Origin of the sequence: Flavobacterium terrisoli, assembly GCF_030167905.1 — a bacterium.
Taxonomy (GTDB): Bacteria; Bacteroidota; Bacteroidia; order Flavobacteriales; family Flavobacteriaceae; genus Flavobacterium; species Flavobacterium terrisoli.
In genome coordinates this window covers 63,937-85,818 of sequence record NZ_JARGNA010000003.1, presented here as the reverse complement: position 1 = coordinate 85,818, position 21,882 = coordinate 63,937, and the positions used below count along the sequence as shown (strand labels likewise).

The following is a 21,882-nucleotide window of genomic DNA, read 5'->3' as shown; positions in this document are numbered from 1 at the left end:
TCGGGACTTTTTTTATATATAATAAGATGAGATTATTTTACCAATGTCATTTCGTCAACAATGTGTTTCGCCCCTGAGAAGTTCTCAATTACCCACAATACATAACGAATATCAACATTGATGGTTCTTTGTAATTTGCTGTCAAAGATAACGTCACCAGCCATTGCTTCGATGTTACCATCAAAAGCCAAACCGATTAATTCTCCTTTTCCGTTCAATACCGGCGAACCCGAATTTCCACCTGTAATATCATTATCAGTAAGGAAGTTTACGTGAAGACTTCCGTCTTTGTCTGCAAATCTACCGTAGTTTTTAGCCTTGTTCATTTCAAGAACTTTTGAAGGCAAATCAAACTCCTGGTCACCTTTTTTGTATTTTTTCACCTGACCATCAAGGGTTGTGTAGTTGTTGATTTTAGCATCATTACGTTTGTCAGCTGGCAACGAACGCACTTTTCCGTAAGTCAAACGCAACGTAGAGTTAGCATCAGGATATTTGATAGAACCGATTTTTGATTCTCTCAAACCTTCCACCAATAAACGGAAAGAAGCGCTGTAATCGTTTTGAGCTTTAGCAATCTCATCAGATTTTGAAGAGAAATGCGTCAACATATCATTTGACAATACATACAATGGATCGTTATCCAATGCGCCCTGACTTGGAATTACCAGGAAAGCTTTGATTCTGTCCAATGAAGTGAAAATACTCATGTCAAAAGCAGCATTTACATATTTGGTAAAATCACCTTTGTTTTCATCTGCAATCTTTTTCACAGATGGTGCAATCGCGTAACCGGTTGATTTAGTCGCATACACTTTCAACTGAGCAGCCAAAAGATCTTTCTCTGCCGGAATGTGTAACTCTTTGTACATTTCAGTAGCCATTTCTTCAATAGCCGGAGCCATTTGAGCGCGTTTTACAGCATCAGCTTTTACATAAGTATCCAATTGTTTTCCTAAAGTTCTTCCGATAGTTCCAAAAGAAGTCGTTCTGAACAATTGAGTCATATAGTTATCATGTCTTGACTTTTCATTGGTCAAAGCATAAAACTTATTGATATTGGCAATTACGTTACCATATTTAGCTTTGTTAGCCGGTTTGTTAGCCCAAGTATTGAACTTAGCCTCTTGTGCAGCCTTAGTTTTAGCGGTACCAAATTTGGTCAACGCATCAATCATTCCCTGACGGTTTTTCCAGTAGTTAGCTGTAGAAGCATATTTAGAAGCATATACCAAGTTCAAAGCCGCACTTTGATCCATGTATTTCTTCATGTTGTCCATTCCTGTTTTTGCTCCTTCAACCCAAGCAGGATAAGCAAATTTTACGTTTTGCTCAATTCCGCCGGCAGGCATCCAACGGTTGGTTCTACCAGGATAACCCAAAATCATAGCAAAGTCATTTTCTTTTACACCATTGATGTTAACCGGTAAATAATGTTTTGGCTGCAATGGTACATTGTTTTCTGAATAATCAGCAGGATTACCATTTTTATCAGCATATACTCTGAACATAGAGAAATCTGCTGTGTGACGTGGCCATTCCCAGTTGTCTGTATCTCCACCAAATTTTCCTAAACTTTCCGGTGGTGTTCCTACTAAACGAACATCTTTGTAGTCTTGGTAAACAAAATAATAGAATTCATTTCCTTGGAAGAAAGGACGAACAGAAACAGTGTATTTTCCACCTTCGTTGTTTTCTTTTTCAATCGCTGCAATTTCAGCATTGATTGCTTTTTCTCTTTCTGCTTCGGTCATTGAAGGATTTACTTTTGCCAAAATTCTTTTGGTACAATCATCCATTCTCACGAAGAAACGCACAAACAAACTCGATGGTTTAATTTCTGCTTTTCTGTTTTCTGCCCAAAAACCGTCTTTCAACAAGTTTTTCTCAGCAGTTGAAAGTTCGGCAATCGCATCATATCCACAGTGGTGATTGGTTAAAACCAAACCGTCTTTAGAAATGATTTCCGCCGTACAACCTCCGTTGAACTGAACAATAGCATCTTTCAAACTGTGGTTGTTGATACTGTAAATTTCTTCGGCTGTCAATTGCAAGCCCATTTTTTGCATGTCTCTGTGGTTCAGTCTTTCGATAAACATCAAAAACCACATTCCTTCGTCAGCTTTTACACTTGTTGGAACAAGCATTATAGCAGCAATCAACGATAAAATAATTTTCTTCATTGTTATGTTATAAATGTTAATAGTTTGAATGTTAATAGTCTATCTGAAAAAATAATTGTTATATCAAATAATCTAAAAACGTGTGCGAAGATACTTTTTTTTGTTAATTGAAGGATAAAAACTTCCAACAAAACTATATCGTTATAGTAAATTTTAACTTAATTTTTAGAAATTAAAAAGCCATTCAAATGAATAGCTTTCTAAAATGTATCTTTTATCTTTAAATCCCCTGACTGTTTTCCGGTTCTTCGGTATCGAGGTTTAACATTTCCCAAAGTTTGTCTTTCAGTTCGGAGCATAGTTTCAATTATTTTTTTATATTTATCAAATAATCATTTTGTTACAACAAAAAAACATATAATAAATTAAAAAAAAGTTGTCAAAAATTTAAACTGTATTGTTATGGAGTCTAATCAAACAGAAGCAAAAGGTTTTTTAGCATTTGTAAAAAAGGAAACTAAGAAACCCGCATTTAGAAAGGCATTACTGATATTTTTTATCTGTGCAATTCTGGGATTTGCTATAGGATTTATCTTTAATATGCTTCAGCTTGCCGCATCAGCAGGAATAGGATTTGGACTTATCTGGATGGGCGCTGCCTATTTCGGCCAAGATGAAAACGAGAAATAATATTAAAAAATCCCGCCATTAAAGCGGGATTTTGTTTTATATACCATGACTGTTTTCCGGTTCTTCGGTATCGACGTTCAGCATTTCCCAGAGTTTGTCTTTCAACTCCGTCAACCCTTGATTGGCAACAGAAGAAATAAATAGATACGGAATGCCTTTGAACTCTTTGTCTAATTGTTGAGCCATTTCGGCTTTCAATTCATCATCAAGCATATCGCTTTTGGAAACCACAATCAAGCGGTCTTTGTCGAGCATTTCAGGGTTGTAACGACGCAATTCATCCAACAGGATTTCATACTCTTTTTTGATATCATCCGCATCCGCCGGAACCAGAAACAACAGCGTTGAATTGCGCTCAATATGTCTCAAAAAGTAATGCCCTAAACCTTTTCCTTCGGCTGCACCTTCAATAATTCCCGGAATATCAGCCATCACAAAAGATTTGAATTCTCGGTAAGCCACAATTCCCAAATTTGGTTTCAAGGTCGTAAACGGATAATCGGCAATCTTTGGTTTGGCAGAAGTCAGTACCGATAATAAAGTTGATTTTCCGGCATTTGGGAAACCAACTAAACCAACATCGGCCAACACTTTCAACTCCAAAATCACATCCAGTTCTTCTGCCGGCATACCCGGTTGGGCATATCTTGGCGTTTGATTCGTAGAACTTCTAAAGTGCCAGTTCCCTAAACCACCTTTTCCGCCTTTGATTAAAATTCTTTCTTCTCCGTGCTCGGTGATTTCGAATAAAATTTCATCGGTTTCTTTATCACGAACTACTGTTCCCAAAGGCACTTCGATTACTTTATCTTCTCCGTCATGACCGGTACTACGTGAACTTCCTCCATCGCCACCATGTCCGGCTTTGACGTGACGCGCAAATTTCAAATGAAACAAGGTCCAAAGACTTTTATTTCCTTTCAATATAATATGGCCACCGCGACCTCCATCGCCACCATCGGGTCCGCCTTTTTCAATAAATTTCTCTCTGTGCAGATGCGAAGAACCTTTTCCTCCTTTTCCGGAAGAAACATAAATTTTTACGTAGTCTACAAAGTTGCCTTCAGTCATTCTTTCTTTTCTTTTTTAATTATATTAAACAAAGACGACAATTAAACCGAATGTCCACTGGACATTCTCCTCTTAATATCAAATCCTCTGTCATAATTCCTTTAGATTGCAGAAGGCAAAAAGCAGAAAGCAGAAATTCTAAAATCTGCGTTCTGTGTTCTGCGTTCTATTTTACTCTTTAATCGCTTTCACAAGCACTTTATCAATCTTCACGCCATCCATATCAATCACTTCCAATTCAAATCTGTTCCAAATCAATTTTTCTCCTGTTTTTGGAATATTGCCTAATTCGGTCATGATCAAACCACTTAGCGTCGTTACATCATAATCGTTTATCAAATCATCCATATCAAAATACGTAAGGAAGTCGTGTAACGAATAATGTCCGTCAACCAACCAGGTTCCGTCTTCTCGGGCAATCAATTTGAATTCATCTTCATAAAAATCGGCAGCATCACCAACCAAAGCTTCCAGGATGTCATTCAAAGTAATGATTCCCTGAAAGACACCGTATTCATCAGTTACCAGGGCATAATGCACTTTTGATTTTTTGAAATTCTCCAACGCCTTATAGGCTGAAGTATGTTCAATCAGATACACCGGATCTTTGGTAATGGTTTTTAAATTGAATTTGCCTTCTTTTTCAAAACTGGCAAACAAATCTTTTAGTAAAACAATTCCAACCACATCGTCCAAATTCTCATTGCAAACCGGATATACAGAGTGCAATTCATCCAATACTTTTGCTTTCAATTCTTCAATCGTATCTTCATAAGACAGATACACGATTGATTTTCGGTGCGTCATCAATGAGTTTACTTTTCTGTCGCCAATATGGAACACACGCTCCACAATATCTTGTTCGATTTCCTGTACTTCACCACCTTCGGTTCCTTCTTTGATAATCGCTTTGATTTCTTCCTCGGTTACTTTACCATCAGCTGTTGGTCTTATCTTCAGGACTTTTAAAATTCCTTCGGTAGAAATCGTCAGTAACCAAATAAAAGGCATAGTGACAATCGAAACCATTTTCATCGGAACCGCAACGGCTTTCGCAATCGCTTCGGGGTAATTCAAACCGATTCTTTTGGGTAATAATTCGCCTAAAACCAAAGAGAAAAAAGTCAAAACCACAACCACAATTCCAACAGAAATGCTGTGTGCATAAGGTTTCAACGTTTCATAACTTTCCACAAAAAGTTTTACATCAGCCGTAATCTTATCTCCCGAATAAATACCCGTCAGGATCCCGATTAAGGTAATCCCGATTTGTACGGTTGATAAAAATTTGTTTGGTGAATTCGCCAGGTCTAAAGCGACTTTGGCATTGGTATTTCCTTTTTTGGCTGCGGTTTCCAAGCGGTTTTTACGTGCCGAAATCAAAGCGATTTCCGACATCGAAAAAACACCGTTTAACAGTATTAAAAAAAGAATGATAAGTATCTCCATTTTGAGTTATGCGTTATAGTTATGCGTCATGAAATACAACAGCTAACCAAAAATTTCAATTATAAATTGTCTATTACTTTGCTTAATCTTTCGGTTACTTCTTCGATAGAACCAATTCCGTTTACCGCATGAAATTTACCCTGAGCTTCGTAATAATGCATCAAAGGTGCGGTTTTTTCGTTGTATTCCTGATATCGGTTGCGGATTTTCTCTTCGTCCTGATCATCAGGTCTGCCGGAAGTTTTTCCTCTTTCCAGCAAACGTGCTACCAAAATATTATCATCTGCCTCCAAAGCCACTGTAGCCGTAATGTTTTGTCCTTTTGATTCTAAAAATTGATCCAAAGCTTCAGCCTGAGCAATGGTTCTTGGGAAACCATCAAATAAAAAACCGGCTGACTGTGGGTTTTTATCCACTTCGCTTTGCAGCATTTGAATCGTTACTTCATCGGGAACCAAATCGCCTTTGTCCATAAAAGTTTTGGCCAATTGCCCTAATTCCGTATCATTTTTAATATTGTATCTGAAAATATCTCCGGTTGAAAGATGTGTCAAATTGTATTTTCCTTTTAAAAATTCAGCTTGTGTGCCTTTTCCTGCACCTGGTTTTCCGAAAAGAACGATGTTAATCATTTTAGTAGTTATGAGTTATAAATTATGAGTTAATTATTGTGCGAGTTGGTAAACGTCAGATAAGTTTCTTCCCAAACCATCGTAGTCTAAACCATAACCTACGATAAATTTATTTGGGATTCGGATGCCAACGTAATCAATTTTGATGTCTTTTTTATACGCTTCCGGTTTGAAAAATAAGGTTGCAATTTTCAAATGCTTTACTTTTTTCTCCTTAAAAATCGCTTTCAATTCTTCGATTGTATTTCCGGTATCCACGATATCTTCTACAATCACGACAGTTCTGCCTTCTAAATTCTGGTTCAAACCAATCAGTTTTTTTACTTCATTAGTGGTTTGTATTCCTTCATACGAAGCCATTTTTACAAAACTCACTTCACACATGCCTCTGTATTTTTTCATCAGATCGCTTAAAACCATAAAGGCTCCATTCAAAACACCAACAAAAACAGGCACATCATCAAAAAAATCATCATCCATTTGTTTGGCCATGTTTGCAATTGCAAAATCAATTTCTTCTGAAGAAATAAACGGCTCGAATGTTTTATCGTGTAGATGTATCATTTTTTTTTGGATTTAAAATAAGGTGCAAATTTACACAAGTATTGAGTATCAAGTAGCAAGTATTTTCACTTTTTTACAAATTTGATTTAGGAATCAACCTCAGTTTGCAAAATTACAAACATGGCATAAAAAAAATCGCCATTTCTTTTGAACAGAAATGGCGATAATATAAAGGTATGTAAAGTCTCTTATTACCAATAAAATGGTCCGGCCCATTGGCTCGAAGAACCACCCGAACAGTTTGCCTTCACATAAAAGGCATCATAAGAGCAAGACATATTGTTCAAGTTGATGGCCGTATTTGAAGTTGTAAACTGAATGCCGGCAGCTGGATTATTCACATTAGGTGTTGTTACCACAGAAATGGTATAACTGGCTGGTGACGCAAAAGGATAGCTCCATTGGAAACCTCTTGTTTCTGTAATTGAAGTACAAGAACCTGAAATATAATACGAATTTAGATTCTGTGGCTTAGGACAGGTGGTTAACGTAGTATAATCATATTTTACCCAAGCTGAAGCATCAGTTTGATAACACACGGCTCTTACATAGAAATCATAAGCGGTATCAGGCGAAACTCCACTAATAGTAAGTATATCGCTTGTCCCTGTTGTTGCAACCGTCGTACCGCTTCCTAATGCAAATCCGTTAAGGCCATATTGTACTTCATAATGGTCTGGTGAAGAATCGGTATAATCAAGATAAAGTTCTACTTCATTAACACTGGATTGGTAAATGGTTGCCGATGCTGAACCGTTACATTGAGACGGTCCTGTCGTCATGCTCGAAATTTTTACGGCTGCACTTCTGTCCTCAGCACTACAAATACTGGTGATGTAAGCATCATAAGTTGTACTTGGTGTTAAATTCCATAAACCTACATAATCATTTGAAGTGGTTACTGTGGTTCCAGTTCCTTGAGTAAAGCCTGTTGGTCCATACTCAATCAAAAACGAATTGGCATCTCCGGGACTATAATAATACAGATCGATTACGGTAGAACTAGGAGAAAAAGTTGTGTCTTTAACTTTTTTGCATGAAGCGCCTTCTTCAGCGGAACATGAAACCATTAGCAAAGCTGCTAATGTAAATAATGAATAATAGATTTTGTTTTTTAACATAGTGATAATAATTATTTTAAGATTTTTTTGAGGCGCCAAATATATACAATTTCTCTAATCTTTAATACTTTGTGAAAAAAATGAGTGAAAAAACTAAAATCTGTTTTTTGGCAAATTTGATATATTTACCAAATGAATACGATTTTTTTCGACCGAATTGCCAAAAGCAATGCCAGCACCGATTGTCGCAATGGCATCCGCGATTTTGTGGTTGAAAATCCCGAACATTTATTGGAACTTATAGCTTTCGCGACTGATTTGACCAATAAAAACCAATACAAAGCCGTTTGGATTATCGAAATGCTGGCCGAAACCCATACCCAAATGCTCGTGCCGTTTATTGACCAAATCTGTGATACCATTGCCCATTACAAACACGAATCGTCCATTCGCGGTATGTCGAGAACCGCTTTTTTTCTAAGTACTTCTAAAATCATTACACTGACTGAAAACCAAAAAGAAAAACTCATTGAAATCTGCCTGGATTGGCTGATTGGTGATGCCAAAGTAGCCCCAAAAGCCTATGCTATGTATACGCTGTGTCATTATGCCCAAAAGGAAGATTGGCTCAAAGAAGAACTCAAAAATATCATCAACAAGGATTTCTATGCGCAATCCGCTGGCTATAAAGCGGCGGCCAAAGAAGTTTTGAAAAAGATTTAGAAATGATTTTTGGATTTGAAATAGTATCTTTGTGCCAACAACACAACAACACTACGACGAATGGCACGAGCGAAGCGACTGCATGAGACCGTTGAAAACAAATAACTACGACGAATGAACTATTTCTCTTCCGATTTTAAACTGGGAATTCTCGGCGGCGGACAATTAGGCAAAATGCTTTTAGCCGAAACCCGAAAATTCGATATCAAAACTTTTATCCTGGATTCAAGCGAAGAAGCTCCATCTCAATTTGGCGCTTCCAAATTTTTTATCGGCGATTTGATGGATTATGATACGGTATACCAATTTGGAAAAATGACCAATCTTTTGACCATCGAAATCGAGAATGTGAATCTGGATGCTTTAGACAGGCTGGAAGCCGAAGGCTTACCGGTTTTTCCATCACCAAAGACGCTACGAATGATTCAAAACAAAGGAAAACAAAAGGATTTCTACGTTGAAAATAACATTCCTACCGCACCACATCACCGTTTTTTGGACCTCAGCCATTTGAAAAAAGCAATCGAAAAAGGCGAATTAACGTTTCCTTTTGTATGGAAATGTGCCCAATTTGGTTATGATGGTAACGGTGTAAAGATTGTGCGTTCGGCTATGGATTTAGTGAACTTACCTGATGTGGAATGCATTTCCGAACAAATGATGCCGTTCAAAAATGAGCTGGCAGTCATTGTGGCCCGTTCGGTTTCAGGCGAAGTAAAAACCTATCCGGTGGTCGAAATGGAATTCCATCCCGAAGCCAATCAGGTGGAATATGTTATTTGCCCGGCGCGTATTGACGACAAAGTCGCTCAAAAAGCTACTGAAGTTGCCTTACAGGTTTCACAGGCTTTTAACCATGTTGGTTTGTTGGCCGTAGAAATGTTCCAAACCGCTGGCGATGAAATTTTGGTAAACGAAGTGGCACCAAGACCACACAATTCGGGACATTACAGCATCGAAGCCAGTTACACCTCACAGTTTGAAAACCACTTGCGTGCGATATTGAATCTACCTTTGGGAAATACTGCTAGCAAAGTTGCCGGAATTATGGTAAATTTGGTAGGCGAAGAAGGTTATTCAGGACAAGTAGTTTATGAAAACATCGAAAAGATCATGGCCATTGATGGCGTTACGCCACATATTTATGGCAAACGCGAAACCCGTCCGTTTAGAAAAATGGGACATGTAACGATTGTTAATGAAGATATGGCCAAAGCCAGAAAAATTGCCGAAGAAGTAAAGAACTCGATTAGAGTAATCAGTTAAAAATTATTATAAATGATGAATTATAAATTTTGAATGAACAAAACTAGAATCATTTAAAATTTAAAATTTAAAATTCAAAATAAATCATGAGCAAAGTAGCCATAATCATGGGTTCCAAATCGGATTTACCCGTAATGCAGGAAGCCATCGACATCCTAAAAGGATTTGACATACAAACTGAAGTCGATATCGTTTCGGCACACAGAACACCTGAAAAACTATTTGAATTCAGTAAAAACGCCCATAACCGTGGTATTTCGGTCATTATTGCCGGTGCCGGCGGTGCTGCCCATTTACCAGGCATGGTCGCTTCGATGTCGCCCTTGCCCGTGATTGGCGTTCCGGTGAAATCAAGTAATTCAATCGACGGCTGGGATTCTATACTATCAATCCTGCAAATGCCGGGCGGTGTTCCTGTCGCTACAGTGGCGCTAAATGGCGCCAAAAATGCCGGGATATTGGCAGCGCAAATCATCGGAAGCCACGACAAAATCGTACTTGACAAAATTATTTTATACAAAGAAAGCCTTAAAGAAGCCGTGAACAAGTCGTCAAACGAACTTAAAAACAGTATTTTTTAGGAGCTTTTTCCCGCTATACGTTCCAATCTTTTTATAGCTTTTGTCTCCCTGAGCGCAGTCGAAGGGCCTTTCTAAAAGCAATAAAAAGGATTTCCACTACTATCGAGGCTATAATTTCAGCATAAAAACACATGAAAATCTTAACAGAAAAATTTCAAACCAAACACAATACAGCACCTTTTTCGCAAATCAAAATTGAGGATTATCAACCGGCATTTGAAGCGAACATCGCCAAAGCCAGAACCGAAATTGATGCCATAACCAACAATACAGAAGCGCCAACATTTGAAAACACTATTGAAGCTTTAGACTTCTCCGGTCAGGAACTAGACCGATTGTCTTCGCTTTTCTTCAACCTGAATTCGGCAGAAACCTGTGACGAAATGCAGAAAATCGCGCAGGATGTTTCGCCTTTACTAACTGCCTTTGGCAACGACATTGCGTTGAATGAGGATTTGTTCAAACGTGTCAAAGCCGTTCACGATCAAAAGGACAGCCTGACGTTAACACCGGAACAAGCGACTTTATTAGACAAAAAATACAAAAGTTTTGCCCGAAACGGTGCCTTACTTTCAGATGATAAGAAAACGCGTTTGCGTGAAATTGACGCTGATTTGGCCAAATTCAAACTAACCTTTGGTGAAAACGTATTGGCGGAAACCAACAACTACCAATTGCACATCACCAACGAAGCCGATTTACAAGGTTTGCCTGATGGCGCCAAAGAAATGGCGCGTTCCTTAGCCAAATCAAAAGAATTGGAAGGCTGGATTTTTACCTTAGATTTTCCTAGCTATTTACCGTTTGTGACTTATGTGGACAATCGGGAAATGCGCAAGGAAATGGCTATCGCCGCGGGTAAAAAATCATTTCAAAATAACGAATATGACAATCAGGAGAATGTCAAAAAAATAGTGGCTTTGCGTCACGAAAGAGCACAATTACTGGGTTACAACTCACATTCACACTTCGTTTTGGAAGAGCGCATGGCCCAAAACCCGGAGAAAGTACAATCGTTTTTGAATGATTTACTGGAGAAAGCCAAACCGGCAGCCAAAAAAGAATTCGCCGAACTGACCGCATTCGCCAAAGAGTTGGACGGATTGGAAAGCCTTGAAAAATGGGACGGCGCATACTATTCGGAAAAATTAAAACAAAAATTATTCAGTTTGGATGACGAAATTTTAAAGCCTTATTTCAAATTGGAAAACGTTTTAAACGGCGCGTTTACCGTAGCCGAAAAATTATTCGGTATTACCTTTAAAGAAGTATTTGACATCGAAAAATACCATGACGATGTTCAGACATTTGAAGTCTTAGATTTCGAAGGCCAACTCGTTGCCATCTTCTACTCCGACTTTTTCCCAAGAAAAGGGAAACGCAACGGCGCCTGGATGACATCATTCAAACCACAATATATTAAGGAAGGCGTCAACGAAAGACCACACGTCTCTATCGTATGCAACTTTACACCGCCAACGGAGACCAAACCTTCACTCCTAACCTTTAACGAGGTAACGACTTTGTTCCATGAATTTGGACACGCGTTACACGGTATGTTGGCCAACACGACCTATCCGAGTTTATCAGGAACATCGGTGTATTGGGATTTTGTCGAATTGCCAAGTCAGGTGATGGAAAACTGGTGTTACGAACCGGAAGCGTTGGCGTTGTTTGCCAAGCATTATGAAACCGGCGAAATCATTCCACAACAATACGTAGATAAAATTAAGGAAAGTGCGAGTTTCTTAGAAGGTATGGCGACTTTACGCCAATTGAGTTTTGGTCTTTTGGATATGGCTTATCATGCGAAACCACAAACCATTGACAACGTAAAAGCGTTTGAAAAAGCCGCGATGGACCATACAACCCTATATCCTGACGTGGCCGAAAATTGCATGAGTGTTTCGTTTTCGCATATTTTCCAAGGTGGTTATTCTTCGGGTTACTATAGCTATAAATGGGCGGAAGTATTGGATGCCGATGCGTTTGCCTATTTCCAGGAAAACGGCATTTTCAACAAAGAAGTCGCGACGAAATTCAAAGACAATGTGCTTTCCAAAGGCGGAACCGAATTGCCGATGGAATTGTACAAGCGCTTCCGCGGACAGGAACCGAAACCGGAAGCTTTACTGAAAAGAGCGGGATTGATTTAGATAGTTAGATTATTAGATATTTAGAAACCGGAGTGAAAGCTTCGGTTTTTTTATGCACAGACGTTTGTGTTAAGGATGGAAGCTGGCTACCATGTAGCGGGGACAGCCTGACCTGAAAGGGAACGCCCAACAAATTAAAAATAAGTTTCATTTTTTATTGAAAGTTTAAAAACTTTTATTTACCTTTGGTGTATGACAATGAGCATTTCTAATGCGATTTGCATTTGACCTTTAAAAAATCAATAAAAGCGACAAATGAAATTCAAAGAAGCAAAAAATAAGTTCGTTCAAACCTGGGGCGCGTTGGGTTCACAATGGGGAATCAACAAAACCATGGCACAAATTCATGCCTTGTTAATGGTCTCAAACGAAGCCGTTTCAATGGAAGACATTATGGAAGAATTGCAAATTTCACGTGGGAATGCCAGCATGAATTTACGCGCGTTGATGGATTGGGGCATTGTATACAAAGAATACAAAACCGGCGAACGCAGAGAATATTTCACCGCCGAGAAAGACTTAGATGAATTGGCCGTAAAAATCTCCAAGGAACGCAGCAAAAGAGAAATCAAACCCGCATTGAAAGTACTCAAGGAAGTTTCTTCAATCGAAGCTGACGGAACGGCTCAGGAAAGACATTTTGTGGAGCAAACCACCAAATTATATGACTTCGTTTTACAAGCCGATAATATGCTGGACAAAGTAACCGAACTCAAAGACAACTGGTTGGGAAGATTGGTCATCAAAATCATGAGGTAAAAAAATTTAATAATAACTTTCATTTTTTTCTGAAAGTTTAAAATTTACAAGATTATGAAAAATTTAGATTTCCTGATTAACGCTAACAAACTGATTCTGTATCCTACAGTAATTGCCTATTTGACAATTGTTGGCGTTACATTTGCCATGATGCTTCAATTTTTACTTGGCTTTACTCAGCTGATCATTGCCATCGCTATTACTTTAAGATGTTATCCTTTTCTGACCCAAAAATTTAAAAATCTTTTAAAAGTTTATTGGCTTGTTGTCATTTTTGATCTTATTGCCGCTTACTGCTCAGGAAATATATTTGAATTCCCAGGCATGTTTTTCACATTCATTCTACCCATGTTGATTGCCTTTGCCTTTCATCTATTAATTATCAAGATAAACAAAGAAATATACCTTTTATGAACTTCACTATCCCAAACTGGCTCATCATCCTCAGTGGTTGTGGCCAAATTTTCACCGCACTGATTTATCCTTATATCCGTCATAAGGTATTTGACTGGTACAACGATGTCAAACAACTCAAGCCGCTCAACCAGGAAATTGCCAAAACCTATGGCCGATACATTCAGGGATTGAATTTTTCTTTTGGCCTGATTGCGATTTTGTTTACCAACGAATTAAAAGAACAATCTGCTTTGGCGGTTGCGCTAACCGGTTTGATTGCGATGTATTGGGTTGGAAAAGTCGCAACTCAAATTGCCTATTATCCGATGTATCAGATTCCGCAGAAAACGATTTTCAAAATTGGAAGCTATGGCATGAATGCCCTATTTGTGCTCTTTGCAGTGGTAAACACGTTGCTTTTCATTCACAATGTAATCGGACATTATAAATTGTAATTGTAATGAACCTCAATATCCTTGGTTACGCCATTTACCTTTTGATTACCATTTTAATCATTGTCAAAGTCGGTAGAATCTGCTACCGAAACGGCAACATTTATGTGTCCCAGCTCATTCCGGATCATATGGATTTGTGTCATAAAGCCAATCAGGTTTTGCTATTGGGTTATTACCTGATGAATATCGGTTATTGCGCCATGACCTTGATTTCCTGGGAAAAGATACTCACGTTCAACCAACTCATTGAAGTCATTGCCTTCAAATCGGCTATCATCATCGGAGCCATTGCCCTGATGCATTACATCAACATTTACGTTCTTACCAAATACATTCAAAAATTAATTTAAATATTTATTATCATGGAAACTACAAAAATTTTAATCGGTTATGCCATCTATTTACCAATAGCTTTGTTCCTCACCTATTATGTTTCTAGAACACTTTTCAAAAACAGCAAAATATACATATTGGATATTTTTAAAGGCCGCGAAGAAATTGCCAATGCGACCAACAAATTGTTTGAAACCGGATTTTATTTACTGAATCTTGGTTTTGCCCTGATGATTCTGGAACTGAATCTTTACAGAGATAGTTACCAGTCGTTGATAGAACAACTCAGCTATAAAATTGGTGGCTTTACTATTTATCTTGGTGTGATGCTGTTCCTGAATCTGTATTTTTTCTTTAGAGGAAAAAGAAAAGCCAGAGAAAATCAAACCCAGCAAAATGCCATTGCTTAAATAAAAAATCATGACCACCATTCGTCTCATCACCAAAATAAACGCACCGATTCAAACCGTTTTTGATTTGGCCCGAAACATCGACATTCACCAGCAGTCAACCGCGCAATCCAACGAAAAAGCGATTGCCGGAAGAACTTCCGGGCTGATTGAACTGGGAGAAACGGTGACTTTCCGCGGAAAACATTTTGGCTTCTATCTCAAACACCAAAGCCAAATCACCGAAATGGAAAACCCCAATTATTTTGTGGATGAAATGATTAATGGTCATTTTAAATATTTCCATCACGAGCACACATTTGTTACCCAAAACGGCCATACCGTAATGATTGATTTTCTGCAATACAAAGCGCCATTTGGCATTCTGAGTAAATTCTTCAACAAGCTATTCCTCAAAAAACACCTAACCAATTTTCTCCTGAAAAGAAATGAAATGCTAAAAGAATTAGCTGAAAGCCAACAGTAAGGCAAACCACAAAATCGGGATGCTTTCAGCCCAAAAGGAAGTGTAATATTTGCTTCGTTCCAAAGTCGAAAAACGAAGGGCAATGGCAACAAAAATCGCAATCACAATAGCAATAACCAAATACTGGATCTTGTCATTGTCATTGCTATTAAAATTGAGAATCTCTAAAACAACAAACAACAACAACAATAAATAGCCCACTTTTTTAGCATTGGCGATTCCCAATTTCTGGGGCAAAGTATTCAGTGTTTTGTCGTCGTGCTGGCTGTCATAAATTTCAAAAGGGATCATCAGTGCGCTCACAAAAACAAATCGTTTAAAAAACTCAAGTCCAATATTACCTTCAAAACCGGGTAATGCGTTGATAAATACAAATGCAGTTAAATAAGCAATCACAAAGCTTACCCAAAACATTTTTATCACGCCAAATTTTCTCAGAAAAGGATAAACCAATACCATTCCGGCAGCGATTAACAGTTGGATTTTTATCGAATCAACCATTCGAATAACAAAAAACAAATAGCCAAACACTGCCAAAAGTGTAACAACCAAAATCCAAAAATACTTTTTCAGGCTAAAATTGCCTTTCTGAAACACTTCGAAATATTTCAAAAAATTATACCCGATTATAGTCCCGAAAAACACACAACACGGATAAGTAATATGCTTGCACAAATCATTGGAAAGCGTTGTAACATAAGTCAGGCTAAAAAGCGCCAAACCTATATGAATACTGCTGTTGATGTAAAAGTCGAGAAGCTGTTTTAAATACCGCATACTTCAAAAATAGGCAAACTGTTAATAACAACCCGTTTTAGTTCAAAAATTCTCGAAATTTGACACTCTTTTAACCAAAAATTTAGACTTTAATAATTACTTTTGTTGGCGTTAAAAAACAATCTCGTTTTCTAACGAAACAAGCACAACGAAACACACTTATAGAACTTACTATTTAATGAGAACAGACGCATTTGCATTACGCCACATAGGTCCACGTGAGAGCGACCTAAACCACATGTTCAAAACTATCGGAGTTGACACTTTTGACCAATTAATCTACGAAACCATACCGGACGATATTCGTTTGAAAAATGATTTGCAGTTAGATCCTGCGATGACCGAATATGAGTATTTAACACATATTCAGGAATTGGGTAAAAAGAACAAAGTATTCAAATCGTATATCGGTTTGGGTTATCACCCAACGATTGTTCCGCCGGTAATCCAGAGAAATGTTTTTGAAAATCCGGGTTGGTACACCGCTTACACACCTTACCAGGCAGAAATTGCACAAGGCCGTTTAGAAGCAATTTTGAATTTCCAAACGATGGTGATTGAGTTAACCGGAATGGAAATTGCCAATGCTTCTTTGTTAGACGAAGGTACCGCTGCGGCAGAAGCCATGGCGTTATTGTTCGACGTTCGTTCTCGTGACCAAAAGAAAAACAACACTCATAAATTCTTCGTTTCAGAAGAAATATTACCACAAACCTTATCGGTTTTACAAACCCGTTCAACACCAATCGGAGTAGAATTGGTAATCGGAAACCACGAAACATTTGATTTCTCATCTGATTTCTTCGGAGCGATTTTACAATATCCGGGCAAACACGGTCAGGTAAATGACTACAGTGCGTTTATCGCGAAAGCCAATGAAAACGAAATTAAAGTAGCTGTGGCTGCCGATATTTTATCTTTGGCGACCTTGACTTCACCGGGAGAAATGGGCGCTGCCGTAGTAGTTGGAACTACACAACGTTTTGGAATTCCAATGGGTTATGGTGGACCACACGCTGCTTACTTTGCTACCAAAGAAGAATACAAACGTTCCATGCCGGGAAGAATCATCGGAGTTTCAATTGATGCTAACGGAAAACGCGCGTTGCGTATGGCTTTGGGAACCCGCGAGCAACACATCAAACGCGAAAAAGCCACTTCCAATATCTGTACGGCGCAAGTTTTACTAGCCGTTATGGCCGGAATGTACGCCGTATATCACGGACCAAAAGGGTTACAATACATTGCCAATAAAGTACATGCTTCGGCGGTGACTTTGGCGGATGCCTTAAACAAATTAGGCGTTTACCAAACCAATACGGCTTTCTTTGATACGATTTCGGTAAAAGCGGATGCTGCTAAAGTAAAAGCGATTGCAGAGAAAAACGAAGTAAACTTCTTCTATGTAGATGTTGAAACGATTTCGATCTCATTAAACGAAACGACTTCGTTGAATGATTTGAACCAAATCATCGCCATTTTTGCAGAAGCAACAGGCAAAGAAACATTCAAGGTTTCTGAACTAAGTTCAAACAATAATATCCCAGCTTCATTGGAAAGAACGTCATCGTTTTTACAACACGAAGTATTCAACAACCATCATTCTGAATCTCAGTTGATGCGTTATATCAAAAAATTAGAACGCAAAGATTTATCGCTAAACCACTCAATGATTTCGTTGGGTTCTTGTACGATGAAGCTAAATGCAGCCGCTGAAATGTTGCCATTGTCTATGGCCAACTGGAACAGCATTCACCCATTCGCGCCTATCGAACAGGCAGAAGGTTATATCACGATGCTTAAAAAATTAGAGCAACAGTTGAACGTAGTAACCGGTTTTGCTGGTACTACATTACAACCCAACTCTGGGGCACAAGGTGAATACGCCGGTTTAATGGCGATTCGCGCTTACCACCAGTCACGAGGTGACAACCACAGAAATGTGTGTTTGATTCCATCATCGGCGCACGGAACCAATCCGGCTTCGGCAGCGATGGCAGGAATGAAAATTATCGTGACCAAAACCATGGAAAACGGTAACATCGACGTGGAAGATTTGAGAGCAAGAGCGATTGAGCACGCAGCCGACTTATCATGTTTGATGGTGACTTATCCATCGACGCACGGGGTTTTTGAAAGTGCTATTTGCGAAATCACGAAAATCATCCACGACAATGGTGGTTTGGTTTATATGGATGGTGCCAATATGAATGCGCAGGTTGGTTTAACAAACCCAGCAACCATTGGTGCTGACGTTTGTCACTTGAACTTACACAAAACATTCGCAATTCCTCACGGCGGTGGCGGACCTGGTGTTGGCCCAATTTGTGTCAACGAAAAACTGGTGCCTTTCTTACCAACCAACCCAATCATTCCGGTTGGTGGAAACAATGCGATTACCGCGATTTCCTCTGCACCTTATGGTTCGGCCTTGGTGTGTTTGATTTCTTATGGTTATATCACGATGCTAGGTGCTGAAGGCTTGAAAAGCTCAACCGAACACGCGATTTTGAATGCCAATTATATGAAAGCCCGTTTGGAAGAACATTATCCGGTTTTATACTCAGGAGAAATGGGACGCGCGGCACACGAAATGATTTTGGATTGTCGTTCTTTCAAACAAAACGGTATCGAAGTAACGGATATCGCCAAGCGTTTGATGGATTACGGCTTCCACGCGCCAACGGTTTCTTTCCCGGTGGCCGGAACCTTGATGGTTGAACCAACAGAATCTGAAGATTTAGCCGAATTAGACCGTTTTTGTGATGCGATGATTTCCATCAGAAAAGAAATTGAAGCGGCTTCAGCCGAGGACACCAATAACGTATTGAAAAATGCACCACATACTTTAGCCATGTTAACGGCGGATACGTGGGTTTACCCATACACCCGTGAGCAAGCAGCTTATCCGTTGGAGTACATCCACGAAAACAAATTCTGGCCAAGCGTTCGCCGTGTAGATGATGCTTATGGAGACCGAAATTTGGTTTGTTCTTGTGCGCCAATTGAAGCTTATATGTAATACATTTTTAGTTTTAAGAGATAAAGCGGTTCAAAAGAGCCGCTTTTTTTTGTGCGGTTTATTCAGAAAAGATTTATATTTGATAGATGGCTTGCGACAATCTGCTAGTTATATGCCATTGCAAAACCATACTATGAAAAACATTTTTATTATTTTCTTCTTTTCAATTTTTCAGCTATCAGCTCAAAGCAAGCAATTTTCATTCAATGAATCAGAAAATAGTTTTATTAGAAAAAATAGTTCTAACTATAACATCCATTATATTGAAGAAACAAAAACACTTATTGCATTTAATGAAGGGAGTTTTAAAGTGTTTACGAAAAATAAGATATATATATTTACAAATAATTTTTACTCTGAAAGCTATTTAAAATTTGAAATTTTAGATAACAAAAATAGAATAATTGGAAATGGTCTTTTTAGCAATAAAGAAAATAAAGTAACATTGTATTTTGACAATGAATCTCTTTCAAAAAAATTGGGTTTTACTATAGTGGAAATATCGCCAAAAAATAAAATAAGTGAATAAAAGCAACGGCATATAACAGCAGTTTGCAACAACTGCGAAGCTTGCGGTTCCGCTGAATTTTCTTTTAAAATTATAAATCGTTTAAAAATTCGTAACTTAGTACATCATTAAACTTTACGATTATGAGAGTTTTGTTTTTAATCCTACTCTTAACATTACAATCGTGTGCTACAAAAAAGTATACCCAAAAACGACTATTGCCTGAAGGAATAAAATCTGCAACCGAAGAAACATTTACAATAGTAGACAATCAAAAAAAGCTATTGTATAAAAAGGAAATGGTCTTTACTAAAAATGGCCGCATTAAATACTCCAAAACAGTTGATGCTGCCGGCAATACAATTCAGGAAACCGAAAAGAGATTATGGTTTGTAAAGGAATCCTATCCGGATAGGGAACCTTATTACTGTAAAACACGTTGGAAACCCAAACAACGCGAACGTATCAGCTGCTACACTCAAAAACAATACAAAGAGAATGAAGCCATTTATCATTATAATAAAGATGGAACTATAGATAAAATAGTAGATAATTTTACAAATTTCCACACACAGTATTTTCATTATACTAACAAAGAACTCTCTAAAATTGTAATTAAAGACAAAAGTGATACTCTTGTTGACGGAATTTCAGTATCCTGTGTGTCCAAAGATCAAAAAGGAACTTGTTTAAAAGAGATTAGGGTTTCGATAAAGACCCAAAAAAAAGAAGAAATACATTTCACTCCAAATTATGATTAGCCTAAGCAAAACGGATTTGAATACTATACCTTCAAAGAAAACTCACCGCTGAGGATTATCTTTGCACTCACAAATCTATCCCAACTCATAATTAAAAACTCATAAACTCAAAATGACTGACATCCAAAACCAAGACGACCTTTACCTACTCGTTGATGAGTTCTACAAAAAACTATTGGCTGATGATACTATCAGCTATATTTTCACCGATGTAGTCAAAATAAAAATCGAGGAACATTTACCGATATTGGTTACTTTTTGGTCACAGGCCATTTTGGGAACCGGTGGTTACACCAAGAATTTGACCCAAATCCATTTGGACATCAATGCCAAGGAACATTTGACACCGGAGCTGTTTAAAATATGGTTGAATCATTTTTACAACACCGTTGACGAGCACTTCAAAGGTGAAAAAGCCGAGCAAATTAAGACGCAAGCCTTGAGCATTGCCACCATCATGCAGATTAAAATTATCCAGCAAAAAGAAAAATAATTGTCAGTTCGTTAATAATCAAGTCTGTTTTTTAAATTATTCATAAAAGTTTTAAATTATTTAAAAACTTTACAATCTATAAATAATTTTATTGATAATTTCGTAATGAAATACGCAAAATAATGAATATCAAAATAACCGGTTCCGGAAGTTACATTCCCACTGAAATAGTTACCAATAAAGATTTTACCAAACACGTTTTCCTTAATGATGACGGAACACCATTTCCACTTCCCAATGAAGTCATTACCGAAAAATTCTACGATATCACTGGGATTGAAGAACGCCGATATGTAACAGATGATCTTCAGACTTCCGACATTGCTACCATCGCCGCCCGAAAAGCGATTGAAGATTCAGGAATTGATCCTGAAACCTTGGATTATATCATCTTTGCGCACAATTTCGGGAACGTAAAAAAAGGCGCCATCCAAACCGATTTATTACCTAGTTTGGCCACCAGAGTCAAATATGATTTGCGCATCAAAAACCCAAAATGTGTTTGCTACGACATGCTCTTCGGTTGCCCGGGTTGGGTGGAAGGTGTCATTCAGGCACAAGCCTTTATCAAAGCCGGAATGGCTAAAAAATGTTTGGTTATCGGAGCCGAAACCTTATCAAGAGTGGTTGACATGCACGACCGAGACAGCATGATTTATTCTGACGGTGCCGGTGCAACCATCATAGAAGCTACTGATGAAGAAGGTGGTATTTTAGCCCATGCTTCGGCGACTTTCACTTATGACGAAGCCTATTATTTGTTCTTTGGCAATTCCTTTAATAAAACCCATGATCCCGATGTGCGTTACATCAAAATGCACGGTAGAAAAATATATGAGTTCGCTTTGAGTCAGGTACCAAAAGCCATGAAAGAATGTGTGGAAGCCAGCGGTATTGATATCGGTAACATCAAAAAAGTATTGATCCATCAGGCCAATGAAAAAATGGATGAAGCTATTATCCAACGATTCTACAAACTGTTCGGCCAAACCGCTCCCGAAGGCATCATGCCGATGAGTATCCATAAATTGGGTAATTCGAGTGTGGCCACGGTTCCAACCTTATACGATTCTTTAGTAAAAGGCAAAATAGAAAATCAGCAGTTGAATAAAGGCGATGTGATACTTTTTGCTTCGGTTGGCGCGGGAATGAATGTGAATGCGATAGTCTACAGAATGTAATTAAC

23 protein-coding genes are annotated in these 21,882 nt (G+C 38.3%); 16 read left to right on the top strand and 7 right to left on the bottom strand.

The window, feature by feature from the left end; genetic code table 11:
• Window positions 1-32 precede the first annotated feature (32 nt).
• Window positions 33-2,183 carry a S46 family peptidase gene (locus tag P1K33_RS04545; protein WP_284651706.1) on the bottom strand — a complete coding sequence of 717 codons (2,151 nt, stop codon included), beginning with the start codon at window positions 2,181-2,183 and terminating at the stop codon, window positions 33-35.
• A gap of 402 nt (window positions 2,184-2,585) precedes the next feature.
• Between P1K33_RS04545 and P1K33_RS04540 the strand changes: the two genes are divergently transcribed.
• Window positions 2,586-2,813 (top strand): hypothetical protein, encoded by a 228-nt coding sequence (locus P1K33_RS04540; RefSeq protein WP_284651705.1) that lies wholly within the window; start codon window positions 2,586-2,588, stop codon window positions 2,811-2,813.
• A gap of 36 nt (window positions 2,814-2,849) precedes the next feature.
• Here the strand turns inward: P1K33_RS04540 and obgE are convergent, their stop codons facing one another.
• The 5 genes from obgE to P1K33_RS04515 form a co-directional block, all read right to left on the bottom strand.
• Complete coding sequence (gene obgE, locus P1K33_RS04535) at window positions 2,850-3,884, bottom strand: GTPase ObgE (RefSeq protein WP_284651704.1); 1,035 nt, start codon at window positions 3,882-3,884, stop codon at window positions 2,850-2,852.
• 171 nt (window positions 3,885-4,055) lie between these two features.
• A complete protein-coding gene (locus P1K33_RS04530; protein WP_372508205.1) occupies window positions 4,056-5,282 on the bottom strand; it encodes a hemolysin family protein in 1,227 nt (408 codons plus the stop codon).
• Window positions 5,283-5,392: 110 nt separating this feature from the next.
• Window positions 5,393-5,965 (bottom strand): adenylate kinase, encoded by a 573-nt coding sequence (locus P1K33_RS04525; RefSeq protein ID WP_284651702.1) that lies wholly within the window; start codon window positions 5,963-5,965, stop codon window positions 5,393-5,395.
• Window positions 5,966-5,998: 33 nt separating this feature from the next.
• Window positions 5,999-6,529, bottom strand: coding sequence for a hypoxanthine phosphoribosyltransferase (gene hpt / locus P1K33_RS04520; RefSeq protein ID WP_284651700.1), 531 nt, complete (start codon window positions 6,527-6,529; stop codon window positions 5,999-6,001).
• A 191-nt stretch (window positions 6,530-6,720) separates the two neighbouring features.
• Window positions 6,721-7,650: a hypothetical protein gene (locus P1K33_RS04515; protein WP_284651699.1), complete on the bottom strand. Its 930-nt coding sequence runs from the start codon at window positions 7,648-7,650 to the stop codon at window positions 6,721-6,723.
• A gap of 132 nt (window positions 7,651-7,782) precedes the next feature.
• On the opposite strand from P1K33_RS04515, the gene P1K33_RS04510 reads away from it, so the two are divergent.
• The 10 genes from P1K33_RS04510 to P1K33_RS04465 all read left to right on the top strand — a co-directional run bounded on the left by P1K33_RS04510 (window position 7,783) and on the right by P1K33_RS04465 (window position 15,135).
• Window positions 7,783-8,313: a HEAT-like fold family protein gene (locus P1K33_RS04510; RefSeq protein ID WP_284651698.1), complete on the top strand. Its 531-nt coding sequence runs from the start codon at window positions 7,783-7,785 to the stop codon at window positions 8,311-8,313.
• Between the two features lie 114 nt (window positions 8,314-8,427).
• Window positions 8,428-9,579 carry a 5-(carboxyamino)imidazole ribonucleotide synthase gene (locus tag P1K33_RS04505; protein ID WP_284651697.1) on the top strand — a complete coding sequence of 384 codons (1,152 nt, stop codon included), beginning with the start codon at window positions 8,428-8,430 and terminating at the stop codon, window positions 9,577-9,579.
• Window positions 9,580-9,665: 86 nt separating this feature from the next.
• Entirely contained in the window at window positions 9,666-10,160 is a 495-nt protein-coding gene (gene purE / locus P1K33_RS04500) for a 5-(carboxyamino)imidazole ribonucleotide mutase (protein ID WP_284651696.1), read from the top strand.
• A 131-nt stretch (window positions 10,161-10,291) separates the two neighbouring features.
• The gene (locus tag P1K33_RS04495) at window positions 10,292-12,316 is read left to right on the top strand and encodes a M3 family metallopeptidase (protein ID WP_284651695.1); all 2,025 of its coding nucleotides are present in this window, start codon (window positions 10,292-10,294) and stop codon (window positions 12,314-12,316) included.
• Between the two features lie 255 nt (window positions 12,317-12,571).
• A complete protein-coding gene (locus tag P1K33_RS04490; RefSeq protein ID WP_284651694.1) occupies window positions 12,572-13,075 on the top strand; it encodes a GbsR/MarR family transcriptional regulator in 504 nt (167 codons plus the stop codon).
• 54 nt (window positions 13,076-13,129) lie between these two features.
• Window positions 13,130-13,489, top strand: a complete 360-nt coding sequence (locus P1K33_RS04485) for a hypothetical protein (RefSeq protein ID WP_284651693.1) — start codon at window positions 13,130-13,132, stop codon at window positions 13,487-13,489.
• Window positions 13,486-13,926, top strand: a complete 441-nt coding sequence (locus P1K33_RS04480) for a hypothetical protein (RefSeq protein WP_284651692.1) — start codon at window positions 13,486-13,488, stop codon at window positions 13,924-13,926. The genes P1K33_RS04485 and P1K33_RS04480 overlap by 4 nt, the downstream gene beginning before the upstream one ends.
• A gap of 5 nt (window positions 13,927-13,931) precedes the next feature.
• Window positions 13,932-14,276: a hypothetical protein gene (locus P1K33_RS04475; protein ID WP_284651691.1), complete on the top strand. Its 345-nt coding sequence runs from the start codon at window positions 13,932-13,934 to the stop codon at window positions 14,274-14,276.
• A gap of 12 nt (window positions 14,277-14,288) precedes the next feature.
• Entirely contained in the window at window positions 14,289-14,669 is a 381-nt protein-coding gene (locus tag P1K33_RS04470; protein ID WP_284651690.1) for a hypothetical protein, read from the top strand.
• A gap of 10 nt (window positions 14,670-14,679) precedes the next feature.
• Window positions 14,680-15,135: an SRPBCC family protein gene (locus P1K33_RS04465; protein ID WP_284651688.1), complete on the top strand. Its 456-nt coding sequence runs from the start codon at window positions 14,680-14,682 to the stop codon at window positions 15,133-15,135.
• Here P1K33_RS04465 and P1K33_RS04460 read toward each other — a convergent pair.
• On the bottom strand, window positions 15,115-15,912 hold the full coding sequence (locus tag P1K33_RS04460) for a hypothetical protein (protein ID WP_284651687.1): 798 nt from the start codon (window positions 15,910-15,912) through the stop codon (window positions 15,115-15,117). The genes P1K33_RS04465 and P1K33_RS04460 overlap by 21 nt on opposite strands.
• Window positions 15,913-16,090: 178 nt before the next feature.
• On the opposite strand from P1K33_RS04460, the gene gcvP reads away from it, so the two are divergent.
• The 5 genes from gcvP (at window position 16,091) to P1K33_RS04435 (ending at window position 21,877) form a co-directional block, all read left to right on the top strand.
• On the top strand, window positions 16,091-18,934 hold the full coding sequence (gcvP, locus tag P1K33_RS04455) for an aminomethyl-transferring glycine dehydrogenase (RefSeq protein WP_284651686.1): 2,844 nt from the start codon (window positions 16,091-16,093) through the stop codon (window positions 18,932-18,934).
• Window positions 18,882-19,463 carry a hypothetical protein gene (locus P1K33_RS04450; RefSeq protein WP_284651976.1) on the top strand — a complete coding sequence of 194 codons (582 nt, stop codon included), beginning with the start codon at window positions 18,882-18,884 and terminating at the stop codon, window positions 19,461-19,463. Before gcvP ends, P1K33_RS04450 begins: the two co-directional genes overlap by 53 nt.
• 122 nt (window positions 19,464-19,585) lie before the next feature.
• Window positions 19,586-20,203: a hypothetical protein gene (locus tag P1K33_RS04445; RefSeq protein ID WP_284651685.1), complete on the top strand. Its 618-nt coding sequence runs from the start codon at window positions 19,586-19,588 to the stop codon at window positions 20,201-20,203.
• Between the two features lie 112 nt (window positions 20,204-20,315).
• Window positions 20,316-20,696 (top strand): group III truncated hemoglobin, encoded by a 381-nt coding sequence (locus P1K33_RS04440; RefSeq protein ID WP_284651684.1) that lies wholly within the window; start codon window positions 20,316-20,318, stop codon window positions 20,694-20,696.
• 122 nt (window positions 20,697-20,818) lie between these two features.
• Window positions 20,819-21,877 carry a 3-oxoacyl-ACP synthase III family protein gene (locus P1K33_RS04435; RefSeq protein ID WP_284651683.1) on the top strand — a complete coding sequence of 353 codons (1,059 nt, stop codon included), beginning with the start codon at window positions 20,819-20,821 and terminating at the stop codon, window positions 21,875-21,877.
• The last annotated feature ends 5 nt before the right edge of the window (window positions 21,878-21,882 follow it).